This window comes from Herbaspirillum rubrisubalbicans (assembly GCF_003719195.1).
GTDB classification, from domain to species: domain Bacteria; phylum Pseudomonadota; class Gammaproteobacteria; order Burkholderiales; family Burkholderiaceae_D; genus Herbaspirillum; species Herbaspirillum rubrisubalbicans.
Window position 1 is genome coordinate 4,064,254 of record NZ_CP024996.1, and the last position, 15,945, is coordinate 4,080,198.

At 59.9% G+C, this 15,945-nt stretch carries 13 protein-coding genes and 1 tRNA gene; 9 read left to right on the forward strand and 5 right to left on the reverse strand.

Annotated elements, in window-relative coordinates; translation table 11 throughout:
• The first annotated feature begins 1 nt into the window (after window position 1).
• The 4 genes from RC54_RS18045 (at window position 2) to RC54_RS18060 (ending at window position 4,743) form a co-directional block, all read left to right on the forward strand.
• Window positions 2-1,249: an ABC transporter ATP-binding protein gene (locus RC54_RS18045; protein WP_061790105.1), complete on the forward strand. Its 1,248-nt coding sequence runs from the start codon at window positions 2-4 to the stop codon at window positions 1,247-1,249.
• Window positions 1,185-2,066, forward strand: a complete 882-nt coding sequence (locus RC54_RS18050) for an AraC family transcriptional regulator (protein WP_058896362.1) — start codon at window positions 1,185-1,187, stop codon at window positions 2,064-2,066. The genes RC54_RS18045 and RC54_RS18050 overlap by 65 nt, the downstream gene beginning before the upstream one ends.
• Window positions 2,067-2,092: 26 nt before the next feature.
• Complete coding sequence (xylB, locus tag RC54_RS18055; RefSeq protein WP_061790106.1) at window positions 2,093-3,574, forward strand: xylulokinase; 1,482 nt, start codon at window positions 2,093-2,095, stop codon at window positions 3,572-3,574.
• Between the two features lie 311 nt (window positions 3,575-3,885).
• Window positions 3,886-4,743, forward strand: coding sequence for an AraC family transcriptional regulator (locus RC54_RS18060; protein ID WP_082803163.1), 858 nt, complete (start codon window positions 3,886-3,888; stop codon window positions 4,741-4,743).
• Here the strand turns inward: RC54_RS18060 and RC54_RS18065 are convergent.
• Together RC54_RS18065 and RC54_RS18070 are read right to left on the reverse strand one after the other, a co-directional pair.
• Window positions 4,697-5,005 (reverse strand): hypothetical protein, encoded by a 309-nt coding sequence (locus RC54_RS18065; RefSeq protein ID WP_061790109.1) that lies wholly within the window; start codon window positions 5,003-5,005, stop codon window positions 4,697-4,699. The two genes, RC54_RS18060 and RC54_RS18065, sit on opposite strands and share 47 nt — an antisense overlap.
• Window positions 5,002-5,718 carry an AzlC family ABC transporter permease gene (locus RC54_RS18070; protein WP_244216370.1) on the reverse strand — a complete coding sequence of 239 codons (717 nt, stop codon included), beginning with the start codon at window positions 5,716-5,718 and terminating at the stop codon, window positions 5,002-5,004. Before RC54_RS18070 ends, RC54_RS18065 begins: the two co-directional genes overlap by 4 nt.
• A 424-nt stretch (window positions 5,719-6,142) precedes the next feature.
• On the opposite strand from RC54_RS18070, the gene RC54_RS18075 reads away from it, so the two are divergent.
• Genes RC54_RS18075 through RC54_RS18095 form a run of 5 tightly spaced genes read left to right on the forward strand, consistent with a single transcriptional unit; the run spans window position 6,143 to window position 13,386 of the window.
• Window positions 6,143-8,623: a type VI secretion system Vgr family protein gene (locus tag RC54_RS18075; protein WP_061790111.1), complete on the forward strand. Its 2,481-nt coding sequence runs from the start codon at window positions 6,143-6,145 to the stop codon at window positions 8,621-8,623.
• A 16-nt stretch (window positions 8,624-8,639) separates the two neighbouring features.
• Window positions 8,640-9,533 carry a DUF4123 domain-containing protein gene (locus RC54_RS18080; RefSeq protein WP_061790112.1) on the forward strand — a complete coding sequence of 298 codons (894 nt, stop codon included), beginning with the start codon at window positions 8,640-8,642 and terminating at the stop codon, window positions 9,531-9,533.
• On the forward strand, window positions 9,530-12,031 hold the full coding sequence (locus RC54_RS18085; protein ID WP_061790113.1) for a T6SS effector BTH_I2691 family protein: 2,502 nt from the start codon (window positions 9,530-9,532) through the stop codon (window positions 12,029-12,031). Before RC54_RS18080 ends, RC54_RS18085 begins: the two co-directional genes overlap by 4 nt.
• 2 nt (window positions 12,032-12,033) lie before the next feature.
• Complete coding sequence (locus RC54_RS18090; protein ID WP_061790114.1) at window positions 12,034-13,113, forward strand: DUF6708 domain-containing protein; 1,080 nt, start codon at window positions 12,034-12,036, stop codon at window positions 13,111-13,113.
• 9 nt (window positions 13,114-13,122) lie between these two features.
• Window positions 13,123-13,386 (forward strand): PAAR domain-containing protein, encoded by a 264-nt coding sequence (locus RC54_RS18095; RefSeq protein WP_061790115.1) that lies wholly within the window; start codon window positions 13,123-13,125, stop codon window positions 13,384-13,386.
• A 49-nt stretch (window positions 13,387-13,435) separates the two neighbouring features.
• Here RC54_RS18095 and RC54_RS18100 read toward each other — a convergent pair whose 3' ends face one another.
• The 3 genes from RC54_RS18100 to dnaQ form a co-directional block, all read right to left on the reverse strand.
• Window positions 13,436-14,845 carry a DUF2130 domain-containing protein gene (locus RC54_RS18100; RefSeq protein ID WP_061790116.1) on the reverse strand — a complete coding sequence of 470 codons (1,410 nt, stop codon included), beginning with the start codon at window positions 14,843-14,845 and terminating at the stop codon, window positions 13,436-13,438.
• 128 nt (window positions 14,846-14,973) lie between these two features.
• Window positions 14,974-15,048: transfer RNA gene (locus tag RC54_RS18105), tRNA-Val, on the reverse strand.
• A 157-nt stretch (window positions 15,049-15,205) separates the two neighbouring features.
• Entirely contained in the window at window positions 15,206-15,943 is a 738-nt protein-coding gene (gene dnaQ / locus RC54_RS18110) for a DNA polymerase III subunit epsilon (RefSeq protein ID WP_058896370.1), read from the reverse strand.
• Window positions 15,944-15,945: the final 2 nt, after the last annotated feature.

Consider the following 15,945-nt stretch of genomic DNA (forward strand, 5'->3'; position numbering starts at 1 on the left):
CATGGCCGACATCCTCTGCCAGGGCTTGTCCAAGCACTACGCCGGTGGCCCGCCGGTGCTGCATCCGCTGGACCTGAAGATTGATGACGGTCAGTTCGTCGTCTTGCTCGGCCCGTCCGGCTGCGGCAAATCGACCATGCTGCGCATGATCGCCGGGCTCGAAGAGATCAGCGGCGGCACGCTTTCCATCGGCGGCAAGGTGGTCAACGACCTGCCGGCGCGGGAGCGTAACGTGGCCATGGTGTTCCAGAACTATGCGCTGTATCCGCACATGAATGTCTATGACAACATCGCCTTCGGCCTGCGCCGCCTGAAACGCCCGGCCGCCGAGATCGACCGGCGGGTGCGCGAGGTGGCGGCCATGCTGAACCTGGAGACGCTGCTGGAACGCAAGCCGCGCGCCATGTCCGGCGGACAGCAGCAGCGCGCCGCGATTGCCCGGGCCATCATCAAGACGCCCTCGGTGTTCCTGTTCGACGAACCGCTCTCCAACCTGGACGCCAAGCTGCGTGCCCAGTTGCGCGGCGATATCAAACGCCTGCACCAGCGCCTGCGCACCACCACCGTCTACGTCACCCACGACCAGCTGGAAGCCATGACCCTGGCCGACCGCGTGGTCCTGATGCAGGGCGGCCACATCGTGCAGGCCGGCAGCCCGGCCGAGCTCTACCGCTATCCGCGCACCCTGTTTGCCGCCGGCTTCATCGGCACGCCGGCCATGAACTTCCTCTCCGGCGTGGTAGAACGACACGGTCAGCAAGTGGCGGTGCGCTGCACCTCGCAACAGTCGCAACGGTCGCAACAGTCGCAATGCTGGGTACTGCACGATGAAAGGTTTTCACGCCTGCCCGATGGATTGGCGGTAAAGTTGGCGGTGCGTCCCGATTACGTCCGCTTGGCAAGAGAGCAGGACGACAATAGAAGTCTGACCTCTGATGTCAGCGTGGAACTGGTCGAGATCCTGGGTGCCGATGCCCTGCTGACCTGTCGCCACGGCGATGAGACGCTGACCGCGCTGCTGCCCGCGCAGCGCCTGCCGCAAGCGGGCGCAGCGCTGCGGCTGGCCTTCGATGAACAAGAACTGCATGTGTTCGATGTCAAGAGCGGAGAAAACCTGTCGCTGCCCGCTGGCGCCCTGGCGCCGTCGTGGCCGGACGACGACCCGCACAGCAAGGAGACAAAGCATGAGCCCGGATCTGGAGCTAGTCCATACCCGCCAGGACGAATCGTTCAGGGCCTGGGTGCATGACTACCCGCACACGGTGGCCAAATGGCATTTCCATCCCGAATACGAAGTCCACGTCATCACCGCCTCCAGCGGCAAGTTCTTCGTGGGTGACTTCATCGGCGACTTCGCCCCCGGCAACCTGGTGCTGACCGGCCCCAACCTGCCGCACAACTGGGTCAGCAACCTGGGCGCGGGCGATCAGTTGCCTTCGCGCGACCTGGTGCTGCAGTTCTCGCGCGCCTTCGCCCAGCGCGTGCTGGGCGCCATTCCCGAACTCGCGCCGCTGCAGGACTTGCTCGATGGCGCTGCGCGCGGCCTGCAGTTTCCCGATGCGCTGGGCGTGGCCATCACCCCGCTCATGCAAGACCTGGCCCAGGCCAGCGGCGCCAAGCGCGTGGTATTGATGATGGCGGTACTGGAACAACTGGCCTCCTGCCCGCAGCGCCGGCCCCTGGCCGGCCCCGGCTACGAAGTCCATGCCCAACGCCACATGTCCTCCACCATCAACCAGGTCCTGTCCTACATCGCCCAGAACCTGGGCGGCAATCTGCGCGAAACCGACGTGGCCGAACTGGCCGGCATGAGCGTGAGCAGCTTCACGCGCTTTTTCAAGCGCCATACCGGCAGCACCTTCATCCAGTACCAGAACGGCCTGCGCCTCAACGAAGCCTGCGAGCTGCTCATGTGTACCGAATTGAGCGTGACCGAGGTGTGCTACCGGGTGGGCTTTAACAATCTCTCCAATTTCAACCGCCAGTTCCTGGCCTACAAGGGTATGCCGCCCTCGCGCTTTCGCGCGCTGCACCGGCTCAATGACGAAGCCCGGGCAGTGGCCTGAACCTTCACGCAAGCAAAGGAAACCAATTGAGCTATCTGGGCATCGACCTTGGCACCTCCGAAGTCAAGCTGGTCCTGACCGACCCTGACTCCAACATCATCGCCACCAGCAGTGCGCGGCTGCGGGTGGACCATCCGCATCCGCTGTGGTCCGAACAAGCCCCGCAGGCCTGGTGGAACGCCACCCTGGACGCCATCGCCACGCTACGCGCCACGGCCCCGCAAGCCTTCCTGGCGCTGCGCGGCATCGGTATCTCGGGGCAGATGCATGGCGCCACCCTGCTGGACCGCAACGGCAACGTACTGCGCCCGGCCATCCTGTGGAACGACATGCGTGCGCACGCCGAGTGCGTGGAGCTGGAAGCGCTGGTCCCGGATGCCGCCGACATCACCGGCAATCGCGCCATGCCGGGCTTTACCGCCCCCAAGCTGCTGTGGCTGTCGAAGTATGAACCGGCGGTCTACCGCGCCATCGACAAGGTCTTGCTGCCCAAGGATTACCTGGGCTGGAAGCTGACCGGCGAATTCGTCTCCGAGATGTCGGATGCGGCCGGCACGCTGTGGCTGGATGTGGCCCGGCGCGACTGGTCCGAGCGGATGCTGCACGCCACGGGCCTGAGCCGCAGCCACATGCCGCGCCTGGTCGAAGGCAGCGCCGTGGCCGGCCACCTGCGCGAGGACTTGCGCCGCGAATGGGGCATCAGCGCGCCGGTGGTGGTGGCCGGGGGCGCCGGCGACAATGCCGCCAGCGCGGTGGGTATCGGCGTGATCCAGGCCGGCGACGCCTTCCTCTCGCTGGGCAGCTCAGGCGTCTTGTTCGCCGCCACCGCACAGCACGCGCCCAATTCCCAGCAGGGCGTACACGCCTTCTGCCACTGCCTGCCCGGCCAATGGCACCAGATGAGCGTGATCCTGTCGGCCGCAGCCAGCCTGCACTGGCTCGCCGGCGTGCTGGGGCGCGAAGTGCCTGAGCTGGTCAGCGCTGCCGAACGCCTGACCCCAGCGCAGCAGGCGCAAGCGCCCCTGTTCCTGCCCTACCTGAACGGCGAGCGCACGCCGCATAACGATGCCGCAGCCAAGGGCGTGCTGTTTGGCATGACATCCGCACATGAGGCGGCGCACCTGGCCTATGCGGTGATGGAAGGCGTGGCCTTTGCCATGGCCGATGGCTATGCGGCCTTGCAGGCGGCTGGCACCGTGCTGCACAGTGCGGCCTTCGTAGGGGGCGGCTCGCGCAGTGCGTTCTGGGGGCAATTGTGTGCGACGGCCTTGGGGATTCCCCTGCGACACCATGCCGGGGCAGAAGTGGGCGCGGCGCTGGGGGCGGCGCGTTTGGGGCGCCTGGCTGCTACGGGCGAAACAGCACAGGCGGTCTGCCTGGCGCCCCCCGTCCTGGATAGCTACCTGCCCAAGCCAGAGTGGCAAGCACATAGCGCGCGCCGGCTGCAATACTATCGCCGACTCTACGGCGCCTTGCGCGAGGAATTCCTTGATTATTCACTGCACTGATTCCAGCAACGAACATTAGCGGGAAGCTCTTCCTTGTCATGTTGCCTTAGGAAAGCAAGCTGACTACGAAAGTTTGCCTTGCCTGAAACGCAATTGTGCTGCAGGTAGAAAAAGTTCTGAAATAAGTCATTTTGCTTCACCCATCGCTGGAGAAGTTCTTCAGCAAACGGCATAACTAGCGAATTTCTTTAATGGATCGCATAGGGAGCCACAGCGATGGGAAGACAAAAAAAAATGAACTGGAAGCAAAAGACATTCCATCAGCCGCAGAACATCCTTTGACCTTATCTACCAGCTGGAAACAATGAACCATGAACAATGGCAAGCAGGCTGGCGCAAGAATGACTGAAGACAGGATCTTGCGCTCCGATGACGGTGCCGGTCTGGAACGCATCGAGGCTTTCTTCCAGGGGCATGGATATGAACCTCATCGCCATGATACCTATGCCATTGGCATCACCTTGGCTGGCGTTCAACGCTTCCATTATCGAAAAGAGGCGCGCACCAGTCTTCCCGGCCAGACCATGGTCATTCACCCGGATGAATTGCATGACGGAAAAGCGGGGACGGCCGCGGGTTTTCTCTATCGGATTGCCTATATAGAACCTGCGGTATTGCAGCAGATTCTGGGCAATGCTCCTTTGCCGTACATCGACGATGGCGTGAGCAAGGATCCATCCCTGTATCACGCAACACGCCGGCTTCTGTCCGACATCGCGGTACGGCACAGCCCGCTGGAACGAGATCACCACCTCATGAATGTGGCCAATGCACTGCAATCCCTATCGCGGCTCACGCACCAGCCCAATCGGGGCGACCGGCGATCAGCTCACCTGGCCCGTGAATACATCCACGACAATCTGGACAAGGTGGTGACCCTGGATGAGCTGGCACGGATCACCGGTCGAGATCGCTGGAATCTGTGCAGGGATTTTCGAAGCTGCTTCGCCACCAGCCCCTATCGCTATCTGACCATGCGACGCCTGGATCTCGTTCGCCGCTTGATAAGCAATGGGCGATCTCTCGCAGAAAGTTCGGCAATTGCCGGATTTGCAGATCAAAGCCATATGACGCGACAGTTCGTCAACACCTATGGCATATCGCCTGCCCGCTGGCGAGAACTCAAATCGACCCGGCCATGCCATAGATGGCAGTCGATAATGCTGTGATCAATATCAGATCCAGTCTAGTCGAGAGGGTCACAACAGCGGCCACTGCAATGGCCGCTATCGCCGGGACCGGCGCTGCCTGAATCTCCGCCCAGACAATATAGACAGAAAAGTTAAGAAAGACGGCAAGCGGCAATTCCCGCTCCAGCATCGACCGTGTGCTCTTGCTGAAGCGAATTGGCAGCAATACCGGGAGTACTCGGACCATGACACTGGCCATCGACAATGCGCATATCGCCATTTCATTGGATGTGAAGTTCATGCACAGACCTCCCTCATTCGCCAGGTAGTGAACGCAATACTGGGTAACCAGAACCAGAGCTTCCCCAACAGCAGGCAAAAAAATATCGCGACCAGAACGCACACCGCAATTTCGCAGGTTCGCCGTGTCCATGGGGCGACGCTACCAGCGATACGAGCCTGGAGCTGGCGCAGAGAGAGTACGAGCAGCACTGCACTGGCCGGAAAAGCCAGATTGAAATGAGCATTGATCAGTTCTTCCGGGATCGAACTGAACATCCATGCCCCCAACATGTTGGACAGGACCCACACCACATAGATCGACAACCGGATCGTCACCACAGCCACGCTGCAATCCCGCTCCTGTTCCACGGCATAGGCTTCGTCACCCAGCATATGGGCGGTCAATATCCGGGGCAGTCTGGCCGATGGCAGTCGATTGGCGGTGGCAAAGGCGATCGGAATATATCGGCTGTTGATGGATAGCGCCATCAGCAACATCGTCAGCACACCCAGCCCTTGCCCAGCCAACGGCAGCAAGGCGAGTTGCCCACTCCCCGAAAAACCGAAGGCACTAAAGAGAAACACATCCACCCCATCCCAACCAGACTGCGCAGCAAGAACACCGCACAGCATGGCCACCGGGACTATGCCCAGCGCAGTCGGCGCTGCCCTGAGCAGGGAGCGCCCTACCGGGCCTCGTGTCATTGCCCTCAGCAAAGTATCGTCTTTCATATCATCCATCATCCGTCAAAAAGTTAAGCTCTACGCCACCAATGCCGACCATGCCACCGGCATCGGGCAAGCAAAGTCTGAAGATGACGCGAGATGTTGTCTTGAACGATTGTGCGAAGAGGGAATTGATGGCGGCTTAATGATGGCGGCTTAATGTGGACTGCATGGAGCGCTTCTCATGCAGTGTGTTCTTGGGATGATTGTTCCTGAATGCATCAATCTTTTGATATGGCGTTATGCCGGGATACGTTGTGAATGTGGAGGATTACCGGCTGCCTTCTCCTTGCGGAAAACGCAGCATTTCTCGAAGCATTTCAACAGACTTCGTGCAGGCCTCATGTAACCATCTGCGCTTTCCCGATACTGGCCAGCACGACCTGCCTCCGCTTTCTACGGGAAACCCACCTCCCGCAGAAGGACTCACATGCCGCACCGCACGACCCGCTGGGAAGCCATCATCCGGCAGCGCCAGCACAACCGCATCCTGCAACTCAGCTTCATCCATGACGATGGCCCCGCGGCCGCATTGCTGGTCAATCGTCTGGAGGCCAGCGAGGCCTTGAGCCGCGATTTCAGCTATACGCTGGAGTTACTCAGCGACGACGCCGGCATCGAACTGCACGCCATGATGGGCAAGCTGCTGTGCGTGACATTGACCCGCGCCGATGGCACGCACCGCTACTTCACCGGCTATGTCGATCGCTTCGCCTTGCTGCGCAGCGACGGCGGCATCGCCTTCTATGAAGCCCGGCTGGCACCCTGGCTGGCCCTGTTGGCGGCACGCCGGAACAACCGCATCTTCCACCAGCTTTCGCTGGAAGGTCTCAGTGCCGAACTGTTCAACGACTACCGCACGCACGCGCACTGGGATTGCCAGTTGCGGCATGGCGACCCGGTGCGTACCGAGATGTTCCAGTTCAACGAGAGCGACAGCAATATGCTGCATCGTCGCTGGGAAGAGGCCGGCTGGCATTACTACTACGAACATCAGGCCAACGGCCATCAGTTGCGACTGGCCGATGATTCGACCTATGCCAAACCCATCGATGGCACAGGACAAATCCCGTTCCAGCACCACGGTGGCGCCATCGAAGAAGACGGCATCGCGCAATGGTCCACCGTGCGCCGGTTCCAGCCGTCCAGCACGCGTCTTTCCAGTTACGACTTCAAGGCAGCACAGCCACAGCAGGTGGATGTGCCCACGCTGAACAAACAGGGTGCGGTAGTGCCGGTGGAACATTACGAATACACGGGTGCCTATGGATTTTCCGACCGCGAGGACGGCGACCGACAAAGCCGATTGCGCATAGAAGAATTCGAGGCATCGGCCCAGTTATTCGAGGGCGCGGGCAATTGTCGCTTGCTCCAGCCGGGACGCAGCTTTCGCCTGACCGGTCACTTCTCAAAGCAGCCTACCAGAGGCCATGACGATGGCACTCGCGACCAGGAATTCCTGATCGTGAGCGTCGAGCACAGTGCGACCAACAATTATCTGCAGGACGCCGAGACGCCGGCGTTCTACACCAACCGCGTGCGCTGCGTGCGCAAGCACATCCCCTGGCATCCTGGCCGTGGCTATTACAGCCAGCCCACGCTCTTGCATGGCATCCAGACCGCCACCGTGGTCGGCCCTGCCGGTGAGAACCTGCATGTGGATGAATATGGCCGCGTCAAGGTGCAGTTCCACTGGGACCAGATCGGCCGCAACGATGAACACAGTTCGGCGTGGATGCGGGTGGCCAGCAGTTGGGCCGGAAGCCAACAGGGCCTGGTGGCGGTGCCGCGCATCGGGCAACTGGTGATCGTGCAATGGCTGGGTGGCCATCCTGATCGCCCCATCATCACCGGCTCGGTGGTCAACCAGCGCAACATGCCGCCGTGGGAGCTGCCGTCACAGGCCGCCTTGTCCGGCCTGCGCAGCCGCGAGCTGGCGCCGCAGGCGGGCAATGCGCCGGGTGGGCGATCCGGCCACGTGCTCTTTGACGACACCCATGACGCCATCCAGACCCAGGTGCGCAGCGATGCCTTCGACAGCCAGTTGGCGCTGGGCCATGTCACCCGCATCGAACGCCATGCTGGGCGCCAGGAGGCCAGGGGCGAAGGCTTCGAGCTGCGCACCGATGCCCATGGCGTGCTGCGGGCCGCAAAAGGCCTGGTGCTCACCAGCGAGCCCCGGCCCAAGGCGCGCGGCCACATCACCGACATGGGCGAAACCGTCGCTCGCCTGACTCAGGCACGCGGCACCATAGAGAGCCTGAGCAAGCTGGCCCAGGAGCACCAGGCCCAGGACCGGGATGCCGACCAACACGACGCGGCACAGGCCATCGAGGCCCAGAACGAGGCCATCAAGGGAGAAGGCAGCGCCCAGGAGGGGCGCTTCCCTGAACTGAGCGAACCGAACCTGGTCCTCTCCAGCCCCAGCGGCATCCAAGCCAGCTCCGGCGCCTCCACCCATCTGGCCAGTGCCGAACACGCCGCGCTGACAGCCGGCAGCCATGTCTCGGTCGCTGCCGGCAAATCCTTCTTTGCCAGCGCCGCCGAAAAACTTTCGCTGCTGGCCTATCGCCTCGGCGCCAAGCTGATCGCTGCCAGCGGCCGGGTGGAAATCCAGGCGCAGAACGATGGCATGGAACTGCTGGCGCAGAAAGTGGTGGACATCATCAGCACCCGCGACTGGATCAATCTCAAGGCCAAGAAAGGCATCCGTCTGAACGGTGGCGGCAGCGAACTGGTGATCGCAGAGGGCATCACCGGCTTCACGCAGGGTGCGCACCACATCCATGCCGCCGACCACCAGACCTTGGGCCCACAGGCCAAGCCCGTCGAGTTCCCCGGTGCGCGACTCTGTCCTGCCCGCGCCAGTGGCGCAGCGCAGTCCGGTAGTGCCAGCGTCGCACTGTCCTGATCGCAAGAGAGTTCACATGCAAGCCATTTCATTTCCCACCGAATGCATCACCAGCGGCTATGTGCTGCTGGAATCGGCCAATCTGGATCCCCGTTCGCCGTGGCAGGAACTGCCCATGCAGCTCTGCGAGGTCGGCCGGATCAAGGATGCGGACGACCTGACGCCGCGCCTCATCGACATGAGCGCACTCTCCCCGACCCAGCAGAAGTGGGTAAGCACTGGGCTGCGCTTCGCACCACTGGAGGATGAACCGCCGATACTGTGCGCCTGGCTGGACACTGACGCCGACCTGGAGCTGCTCAAGCGGGCCATCACGCGCTTCCTGATCGGCCCCGGCCCGGAGGGGCGAGCGGTCTATTGGCGCTATTACGACCCGCGCGTCTTTGCACTGACCATGCACTTGTTCTCAGCCGAACAGAGCAGCGCCTTGCTGGGGCCGGTGACGCAATGGCGCTTTCCCTGGTGCGGCCACTGGTGGAGCGTGGCCGGTCCCGGCGCGGAGATCGACGTGCTGGGCGGCAGCCGGCCGGCCTGGCCCACCGCCAACCAATGGAGCAGCCTGGCGCACTGCGATGTGCTCGACATGGTCCTGCGGCGCCTGACCGACAATCTGGCGGACCGTACGCCCTCGGAAATCCTCCTCTACCAGCGGCGCGCGGAGGCCGCTCTGATGCGAGGCCGGCAAGTGCTCAAGCTCACCGACCCTGGCGAGCTGATGGAGTACGCCCTGCTTTGCCTGCGCTATGGCAGCGCGTTTCTGGATCATCCCCCACTGTACGACGCCTGGCCTGCGCTAGCCCGCGGAAAGATCAACTGGAGCACCCTGCTACAGCGTCTCGGCCCCGACGATTACCGACAGATGGAGGCAGTGCGCCACCTGATGTCCCCTTCTACAGGAGCAGCACAATGAACGGATGCAATTTTTGTGACAAGAAAGGCTTGCTGATCTATCCGGTCCGCTATGCGGTGGCCAGTCCTTATGGTGCGGCGGGCGTACCGGGCTTGTCCGGCCATTTCAAGATCGAAGGCGCCCCGCAGGCCGTCGGCGCGGCGAAATACACCTTGCGTGCGCTGCGTGCCGGTTATCTCTATACCTATGACGAGAAGCGGAGACGACTCAAGGCTTATGTGGTCATGCCGACCGGACATCTTTGGAATTATCCGCTGGAGTACAAGCCGCCACATCCGGCGAAGATCCGTTTTGCCTGTGTTGACACGGGCGAGCTGGTGCGGGCCTATTGTGTGGACATCGTTCATACGGCAGCCGATCCGGCAGGTAATTTCTGGATAGGCTGGTCCAACGTGCAGTGGACCAAGGCCTTGCTCAAGAAGGTCAGTGACGCGGGGTGGCGCAAGAAGCACATGCAGTGCATCGACATCCCGGCAATGTTGGCTGGCGATGCAGCCCATACCGGGGAATTCAACGCGAGTGCGGACAAGGTGGCGCATTTTGTGGCGGACGAAGCCGCCATGAAAAAGGCCTACGCCTTCAGCAACACGCCCATTGAATCCGAGACACGCAAGCTCGCCACGGCCGTGCGTTTCAAGGCGATCATGGCGGAGCACGGGCCGCATCACAAGGGCTACATTGCCGCGCTCAATGATCCGGTGGGAATGACCAATGACTTGAGTGAATTGACGATACCGGATCTACAAGCCGGGTTCGATGAGAAGCTGCATCAGCGCAAGATGATTGCTGACCTGCTCGCGCTGACCGAGCACCACGTACGCCAGGAAGCCCGCCAGGAAGTGCTCTTCAGCGATGCGGTCGCAGAGGCTTCCGCGCATCATCCTGATGGCGATGTCTACAACGGCTTGAAGACCTTGGGCGCCATGTTCAAGCTGGGCGGGATAAACCGTCATGAGAAGAAGCTCCATGAACAGCGCAAGAAATACGGCGAGGACCTGGCCGGGCGCCAGCAGGCAGCGGCCGATGATGCCTGGCATGAATTGACCCATGACAATGGAAAACCGACGCTGGACGAAGCGGCACTCAAGGCCTTTCCGGCGATCTACGACGCTGCGCTCAAGCAATTCGAGCCGCAGCTCTTGCAACTGCTGATGGCCCATGTCGGATGGCTCAAGAGCGAGCAATTGGCCAACTGGATGGAGGGTGTTCATGACGACGCTGACATCCGCAGTGGTTATGCCTATAGCGAATCGATGTCGCAATGCATCGGCAAGGCCGCCTGCTCCAAGCCTTGTATTGAACAGCTCATGCGCTGGATCTCCAGTGACAATCTGAAGGACACTCGGAACTTGTATGGCCGTGCCTTGCTGCTCAACCAGGCCGACATCATCGCGGCCACAGAAGTACAGCTCAAGGGCAGCGATATCCAGATTGAGAACATCCTCAACATCTACAAGGGCGCCATTGAGAGGTTGCACAACGCCGGCCACGCGGAACAATTGATCGACCGCCTGGCACTGACAACAGGCAACGTCATTGCCAAGGCCATCAGCGAGAGTGGCAGCTTACTGGCAAAGGGGCTGGTGCAGATTCATCTTCAATTGATGGCAGGCGTTGCCATCAAGGTCAGCAACATGAGCAGCGCCGATGTAGCCAGATGGGCGATCGCAGAAGCGAAAGAGAAAGGCATCAAACTGGAGACCACCCGACAGAAAACCAGGGCCGATGCGCGCACCGAGGCTGGCAGGGCAATCAAGCGAGCCAAAGTGGAGAAGCATGTCGTCTACGAACTGGATATCGCCAGGCTGGAGAAGGAGGGACGAATTGCGCCGGGGAGCATCAAGGGAATTGGACTTCCGGGCTTTGCCATGACGCAGAAATGGCTGGGGTCCGGGGCGCCACGAGATTTCAAACTTGGAGTGGTGACCATGATTGTGCAGATGGTGGCGCTGAATTTTGCGATGAAGGATTTGGTGGGAAATGATCAGTTCAATCAGGTGGAAACTCGTGTGAAAACAACATTGGCGATCATCAGCTTAAGTGCGACGATTGTCGAAACTGCCGCCGCAAGTCTTCAAAAATCAGTGGAGCACCCGTTGGCTGTTTTTATTCGTGGCCAATGGGCGATAGAAAAAAAATGGGGGAGTACATTATTAAAAGGTGCTCGTATGGCCGGAGCGGGTGCAGGCATTTTAGCCAGCCTTTTTGATTTGGCATTTAATGCTTTCCCCGCATACAGAGACGAGAACTATCTCCTTATGACTCTTTATGGGCTGAACGGTCTATCAGGAATCGGCATCGCCTTCGCTGCTTATTATTCAATCGCCGCCGTATGGACACCGCTGTTGATTGTGTCCTTCGCTATCAGCGCATCCATTGCTATGGTTAATAACAGTCAATTAAAGACTTGGATTTCTCGATGTGATTTTTCCTCAAAGGAAAAATACAGTTCATTCGAAGAGCAGATAAATGCTTTCAATCAGATTTTCGGTGGCTAATTATGGATGAGCGCGTCTTTTCGTATAAGGCCGGAAGTCAAATTCCCGCATGGGATCTGCGACACCGGCTATCAATCCACGAACCAGTAAGTCCGGAATGCAAGGACACTGGCACCCTATTCCGCCTTAACTCTACATATATGGATGTCACTGATCAGCCGCATAGAGATCGGCAGTGGCATGCTGCTGGAGTACTTACTTCTTGCATTGGAGTAATCGCCCCATTGTGGCTAATTGGTTACACGTTGATTCATCCACCCAGGGAATTTGTTCTCAGCTTAGGAATTGCGTATTTCGTATTGATGGGTGGCTCAGCTATCTTCGCGTATTTAACGTTCAAGTACGGTCGAGATGAGTTCTTTTCCCTAAAGCGCCGCCCTATTCGTTTCAATCGTAAGGAGAAAAAAGTCTATGCGATCCGCCATCGCCGTTTCCTAGCCAAGCCGGACCAAGGCGACTTCACGTGGGAGATTGCGTGGGACGAGAAGGCGATCTTTTGTATCCACAGACGCATGGTCAACAACAGACCCGCATACCATATAAGACACTATGAAGTCGATGAGCACGGCAATATCATCCGCGCTTTCGCAATCGGCCGAACGTGGGAAGGGAATGAAAATCTCCAAAGCCTGCTATCGCAATGGAACTATTGGTGCTGGTACATGAACCGCGGTCCGGCCGAATTACCCAAACCTCCGCTCTTCTACAAAGAACGAGAGACCATGCTGGAAAGCTTTCTGTTCTGTCTTTACGAATTCGCTCCTTGTGCCAGCGTCGCATATCGCGTCTCGATGATGCCCTTCATCCTGCTGCTAACCGCCCATCGTCTCCTAGCCTTGTGGACTTGCCGAAATCCTGTCTGGCCGCTAGCAGTCGAAGAAGTCAGCAGCATCGAACCTGACGACCCTTTCGATGAGCCACGCGGTAGTACCCCAAGCGGCTGGGGGGACACCTTGCTTGCCATCGAACGAGGCGAGTACCCCCATGACCCTGGCAGAGGAATAGACGCATGGCGCGGTGAAAAAGACCCCGTCGCCAACGCACATCTCTGGGCACAAGACATCCCTCCCCGCCTCCACTGAAAGCCCCCCATGAAAGACCAACAAGGTAGAGCCGTGATCCGCCTCGGTGACAAGACCTCCCACGGCGGCGAAGTGATTTCAGCCAGCGATACGCTCAAGGCCATGGGCAAAGGCGTTGCGCTTGAAGGGGATATGACGACCTGCCCCAAGTGCAAGGGACAATTCGCCATCCAGCCAGGCGGCGGCAACAGCGCCCGCAAACATCATGGCAAACAAGTCGCCTATCACGGAGATACAACGGCCTGCGGCGCCAGCCTGATTGCATCGCTTTAAGCGCTTTAATTGCTCTAAGCGCTTCAGGCCGTCACGGCAAGCAAGACCATCACTGCCCGTCCTCGGACTGCTCCTTCTTGATCTCGGCAAACTTGGCCGCCATGGTCGGATTGCCTCGGGTCAAGCGCTTGATGGTGACATCCTGCGCCTTGTCATTGGCCAGGCGCAGGTTGCGGTCGGTGCCGAGCAAGGCTTCCTTGGTCTTCTGCAAGTGGTCGATGGACTTGTCGATCTCATCGATGGCGGTCTGGAAGCGGCGCGAAGCCAGGTCGTAGTTCTTGGCGAAGGCCGCCTTGAAGGTGTCGAGCTCGGATTCGAAGTTGGTGATGTCGATGTTCTGCGCCTTCACCAGCGCCAGTTCGGTCTTGTATTTCAGGGAATTGAGCGCGGCGTTCCTCAGCAGCGTGATGATGGGAATGAAGAACTGCGGACGCACCACGTACATCTTGGGATAACGATGGAACACGTCCACGATGCCGGTGTTGTAGAGCTCGCTGTCCGGCTCCAGCATCGACACCAGCACGGCGTATTCGCAGCCTTTCTCCTGGCGGTCCTTGTCCAGTTCCTTGAGGAAGTCTTCGTTGCGATTCTTGGTGGCGGTGTGATCGTTCTCGTTCTTCATCTCGAACATGATGGAGACGATCTCGGTGCCGGCTTCATCCGTATCGCGGAAGATGTAATCGCCCTTGCTGCCGCTGCGCGCATCGTTGTCCTTCTCGAAGTAGGCGCGCGGGAAGGCGGTGGCGCGGATGCGGTTGAACTCGGTCTCGCAGTGCTGCTCCAGGGTTTCACCGACCATCTTGGTGGAGAGCCGCGCCTTCATGTCGCGCAGGCGCTCGATCATGTCTTCGCGGTCCTTCAACTGGGTTTCGTATTTGTCCTTCAGTGATTTCTCGGCCAACTGCTTTTCCAGTTCGGCGCGCATCAGGCTGCTCTTGAGTTCGTCGCGCTCCTTCTCCACCACGCCGACAGCTTCGTTTACAGCCAGTTTCTGGGTAAGGGCGATGGAATCCATCTTGGCCTTTAAGGCCTGGATCTCGGCATCCTTCTCGCTGACGGTCTGCTGCAATTGCTGGGCCAGGCGGGCTTCGGCCAGCTGCTGGTCGGCGAGCTTTTCCTTCCTGGCCTGCTCAAGCTCATTGGCCAGCTTGTCACGCTCGCGCTCGACATTGGCCATGGCGTCGGCCACGGCCATCTTCTGTGCCATTTCTCCGGCTTCCAGGCGCGCCTTCAACTCTTGGATTTCGGCGTCGCGGGCCGCTGCGGCTTTCTGCAACTCGGCCTCGGCCTTGGCCCGCGCCAGCTCGATGGCATTGCGCTTGTCCTGCTCGGCCAGTTCCAGGCGCTCGTGCAATTGCTGCTCGAAGGCGCTGTCGCGGACTTGCGAAAGGATGTCGGCGTAACCGGCTTCATCGATCTTGAAGGCTTTGCCGCAGTGGGGGCAGATGATGTCGTGCATGGCGGGTTCGGGTCCTGATTCTGGTTCTGGAGGGATGGGCGCTAGCTTAACGGATCGCGCACATCGCACAGACAAGAAACGAAAGCAGAAATGCAAAAAGCCCGCACAAGGCGGGCTTTTCTGAATTTTGGTGGAAAGTGCAAGGTTTGAACTTGCGACCCCTGCAGTGTGAATGCAGTGCTCTACCACTGAGCTAACCTTCCAAGTTCAACTGGCTTTTTGCTGCTGCGCCAATCGAGAGACAAGATTATGCCAAGCTTTTTGAATGTGTGCAAGCACCTCGTAAATAATTCTTCATTTTTTATCGCCATGCAAAATCCTGCTGCCAGCAGGCCACACTCTTCTGGTCCGCGAGCTTGATCAAGCCGCCTGCTCGCCCGCTTCCGCGGTCGGCGGTTCGAAGCGCCAGACACAGCTGCCGCGCGCTTCCTTGTCGAGCTGGTTGAGCACCTCTTCATGCAGCCCCAGCTCTTCCTCGCTGGCCGTGACCACGATTACCTCGGCCAGCGGCGCCAGTTCCAGCTTGCCGTCTTCACCTTCGGTGACGTCTTCCTCGGCGCCCAGGTCCATGGTCAACGAGTTCTGGCCGCGCGTCATGGACAGGTAGACCTCGGCCAGCAACTCCGCATCCAGCAACGCGCCGTGCAGGACGCGGTGGGCGTTGGAGATGCCGTAGCGGTCGCACAGGGCGTCCAGAGAATTGCGGCGGCCCGGGTGCAGTTCCTTGGCCATCTGCAGCGAGTCCACCACGTCGCTCACATGCTCCTTGAACGGCGGCAGGCCCAGCAAGGCCAGTTCGGCATCCAGGAAGCCGATGTCGAAGGGCGCGTTGTGGATGATGATCTGGGCACCGCGCACGTAGTCCAGGAACTCGGCGGCGATCTGCTTGAAGGTGGGCTTGTCGGCCAGGAATTCGGTGGTCAGGCCGTGCACCGCCAGCGCGCCTTCTTCGGAGTCACGCTCGGGGTTGATGTAGAGGTGAAGATTCTTTCCCGACAACTGGCGGTTGAGCACTTCCACGCAACCGATTTCCAGGATGCGGTTGCCGTTGCGCGGCGACAGGCCGGTGGTTTCGGTGTCGAGGATGATCTGACGCATGA

Coding starts and splice junctions, on each gene's coding strand:
- RC54_RS18080 (WP_061790112.1), top strand. CDS start 8,640: ATGCAAGCCATTTCATTTCCCACCGAATGCATCACCAGCGGCTATGTG.
- RC54_RS18060 (WP_082803163.1), top strand. CDS start 3,886: ATGAACAATGGCAAGCAGGCTGGCGCAAGAATGACTGAAGACAGGATC.
- RC54_RS18065 (WP_061790109.1), bottom strand. CDS start 5,005: ATGAACTTCACATCCAATGAAATGGCGATATGCGCATTGTCGATGGCC.
- RC54_RS18100 (WP_061790116.1), bottom strand. CDS start 14,845: ATGCACGACATCATCTGCCCCCACTGCGGCAAAGCCTTCAAGATCGAT.
- RC54_RS18075 (WP_061790111.1), top strand. CDS start 6,143: ATGCCGCACCGCACGACCCGCTGGGAAGCCATCATCCGGCAGCGCCAG.
- RC54_RS18095 (WP_061790115.1), top strand. CDS start 13,123: ATGAAAGACCAACAAGGTAGAGCCGTGATCCGCCTCGGTGACAAGACC.
- RC54_RS18085 (WP_061790113.1), top strand. CDS start 9,530: ATGAACGGATGCAATTTTTGTGACAAGAAAGGCTTGCTGATCTATCCG.
- RC54_RS18070 (WP_244216370.1), bottom strand. CDS start 5,718: ATGAAAGACGATACTTTGCTGAGGGCAATGACACGAGGCCCGGTAGGG.
- RC54_RS18045 (WP_061790105.1), top strand. CDS start 2: ATGGCCGACATCCTCTGCCAGGGCTTGTCCAAGCACTACGCCGGTGGC.
- RC54_RS18050 (WP_058896362.1), top strand. CDS start 1,185: ATGAGCCCGGATCTGGAGCTAGTCCATACCCGCCAGGACGAATCGTTC.
- RC54_RS18090 (WP_061790114.1), top strand. CDS start 12,034: ATGGATGAGCGCGTCTTTTCGTATAAGGCCGGAAGTCAAATTCCCGCA.
- dnaQ (WP_058896370.1), bottom strand. CDS start 15,943: ATGCGTCAGATCATCCTCGACACCGAAACCACCGGCCTGTCGCCGCGC.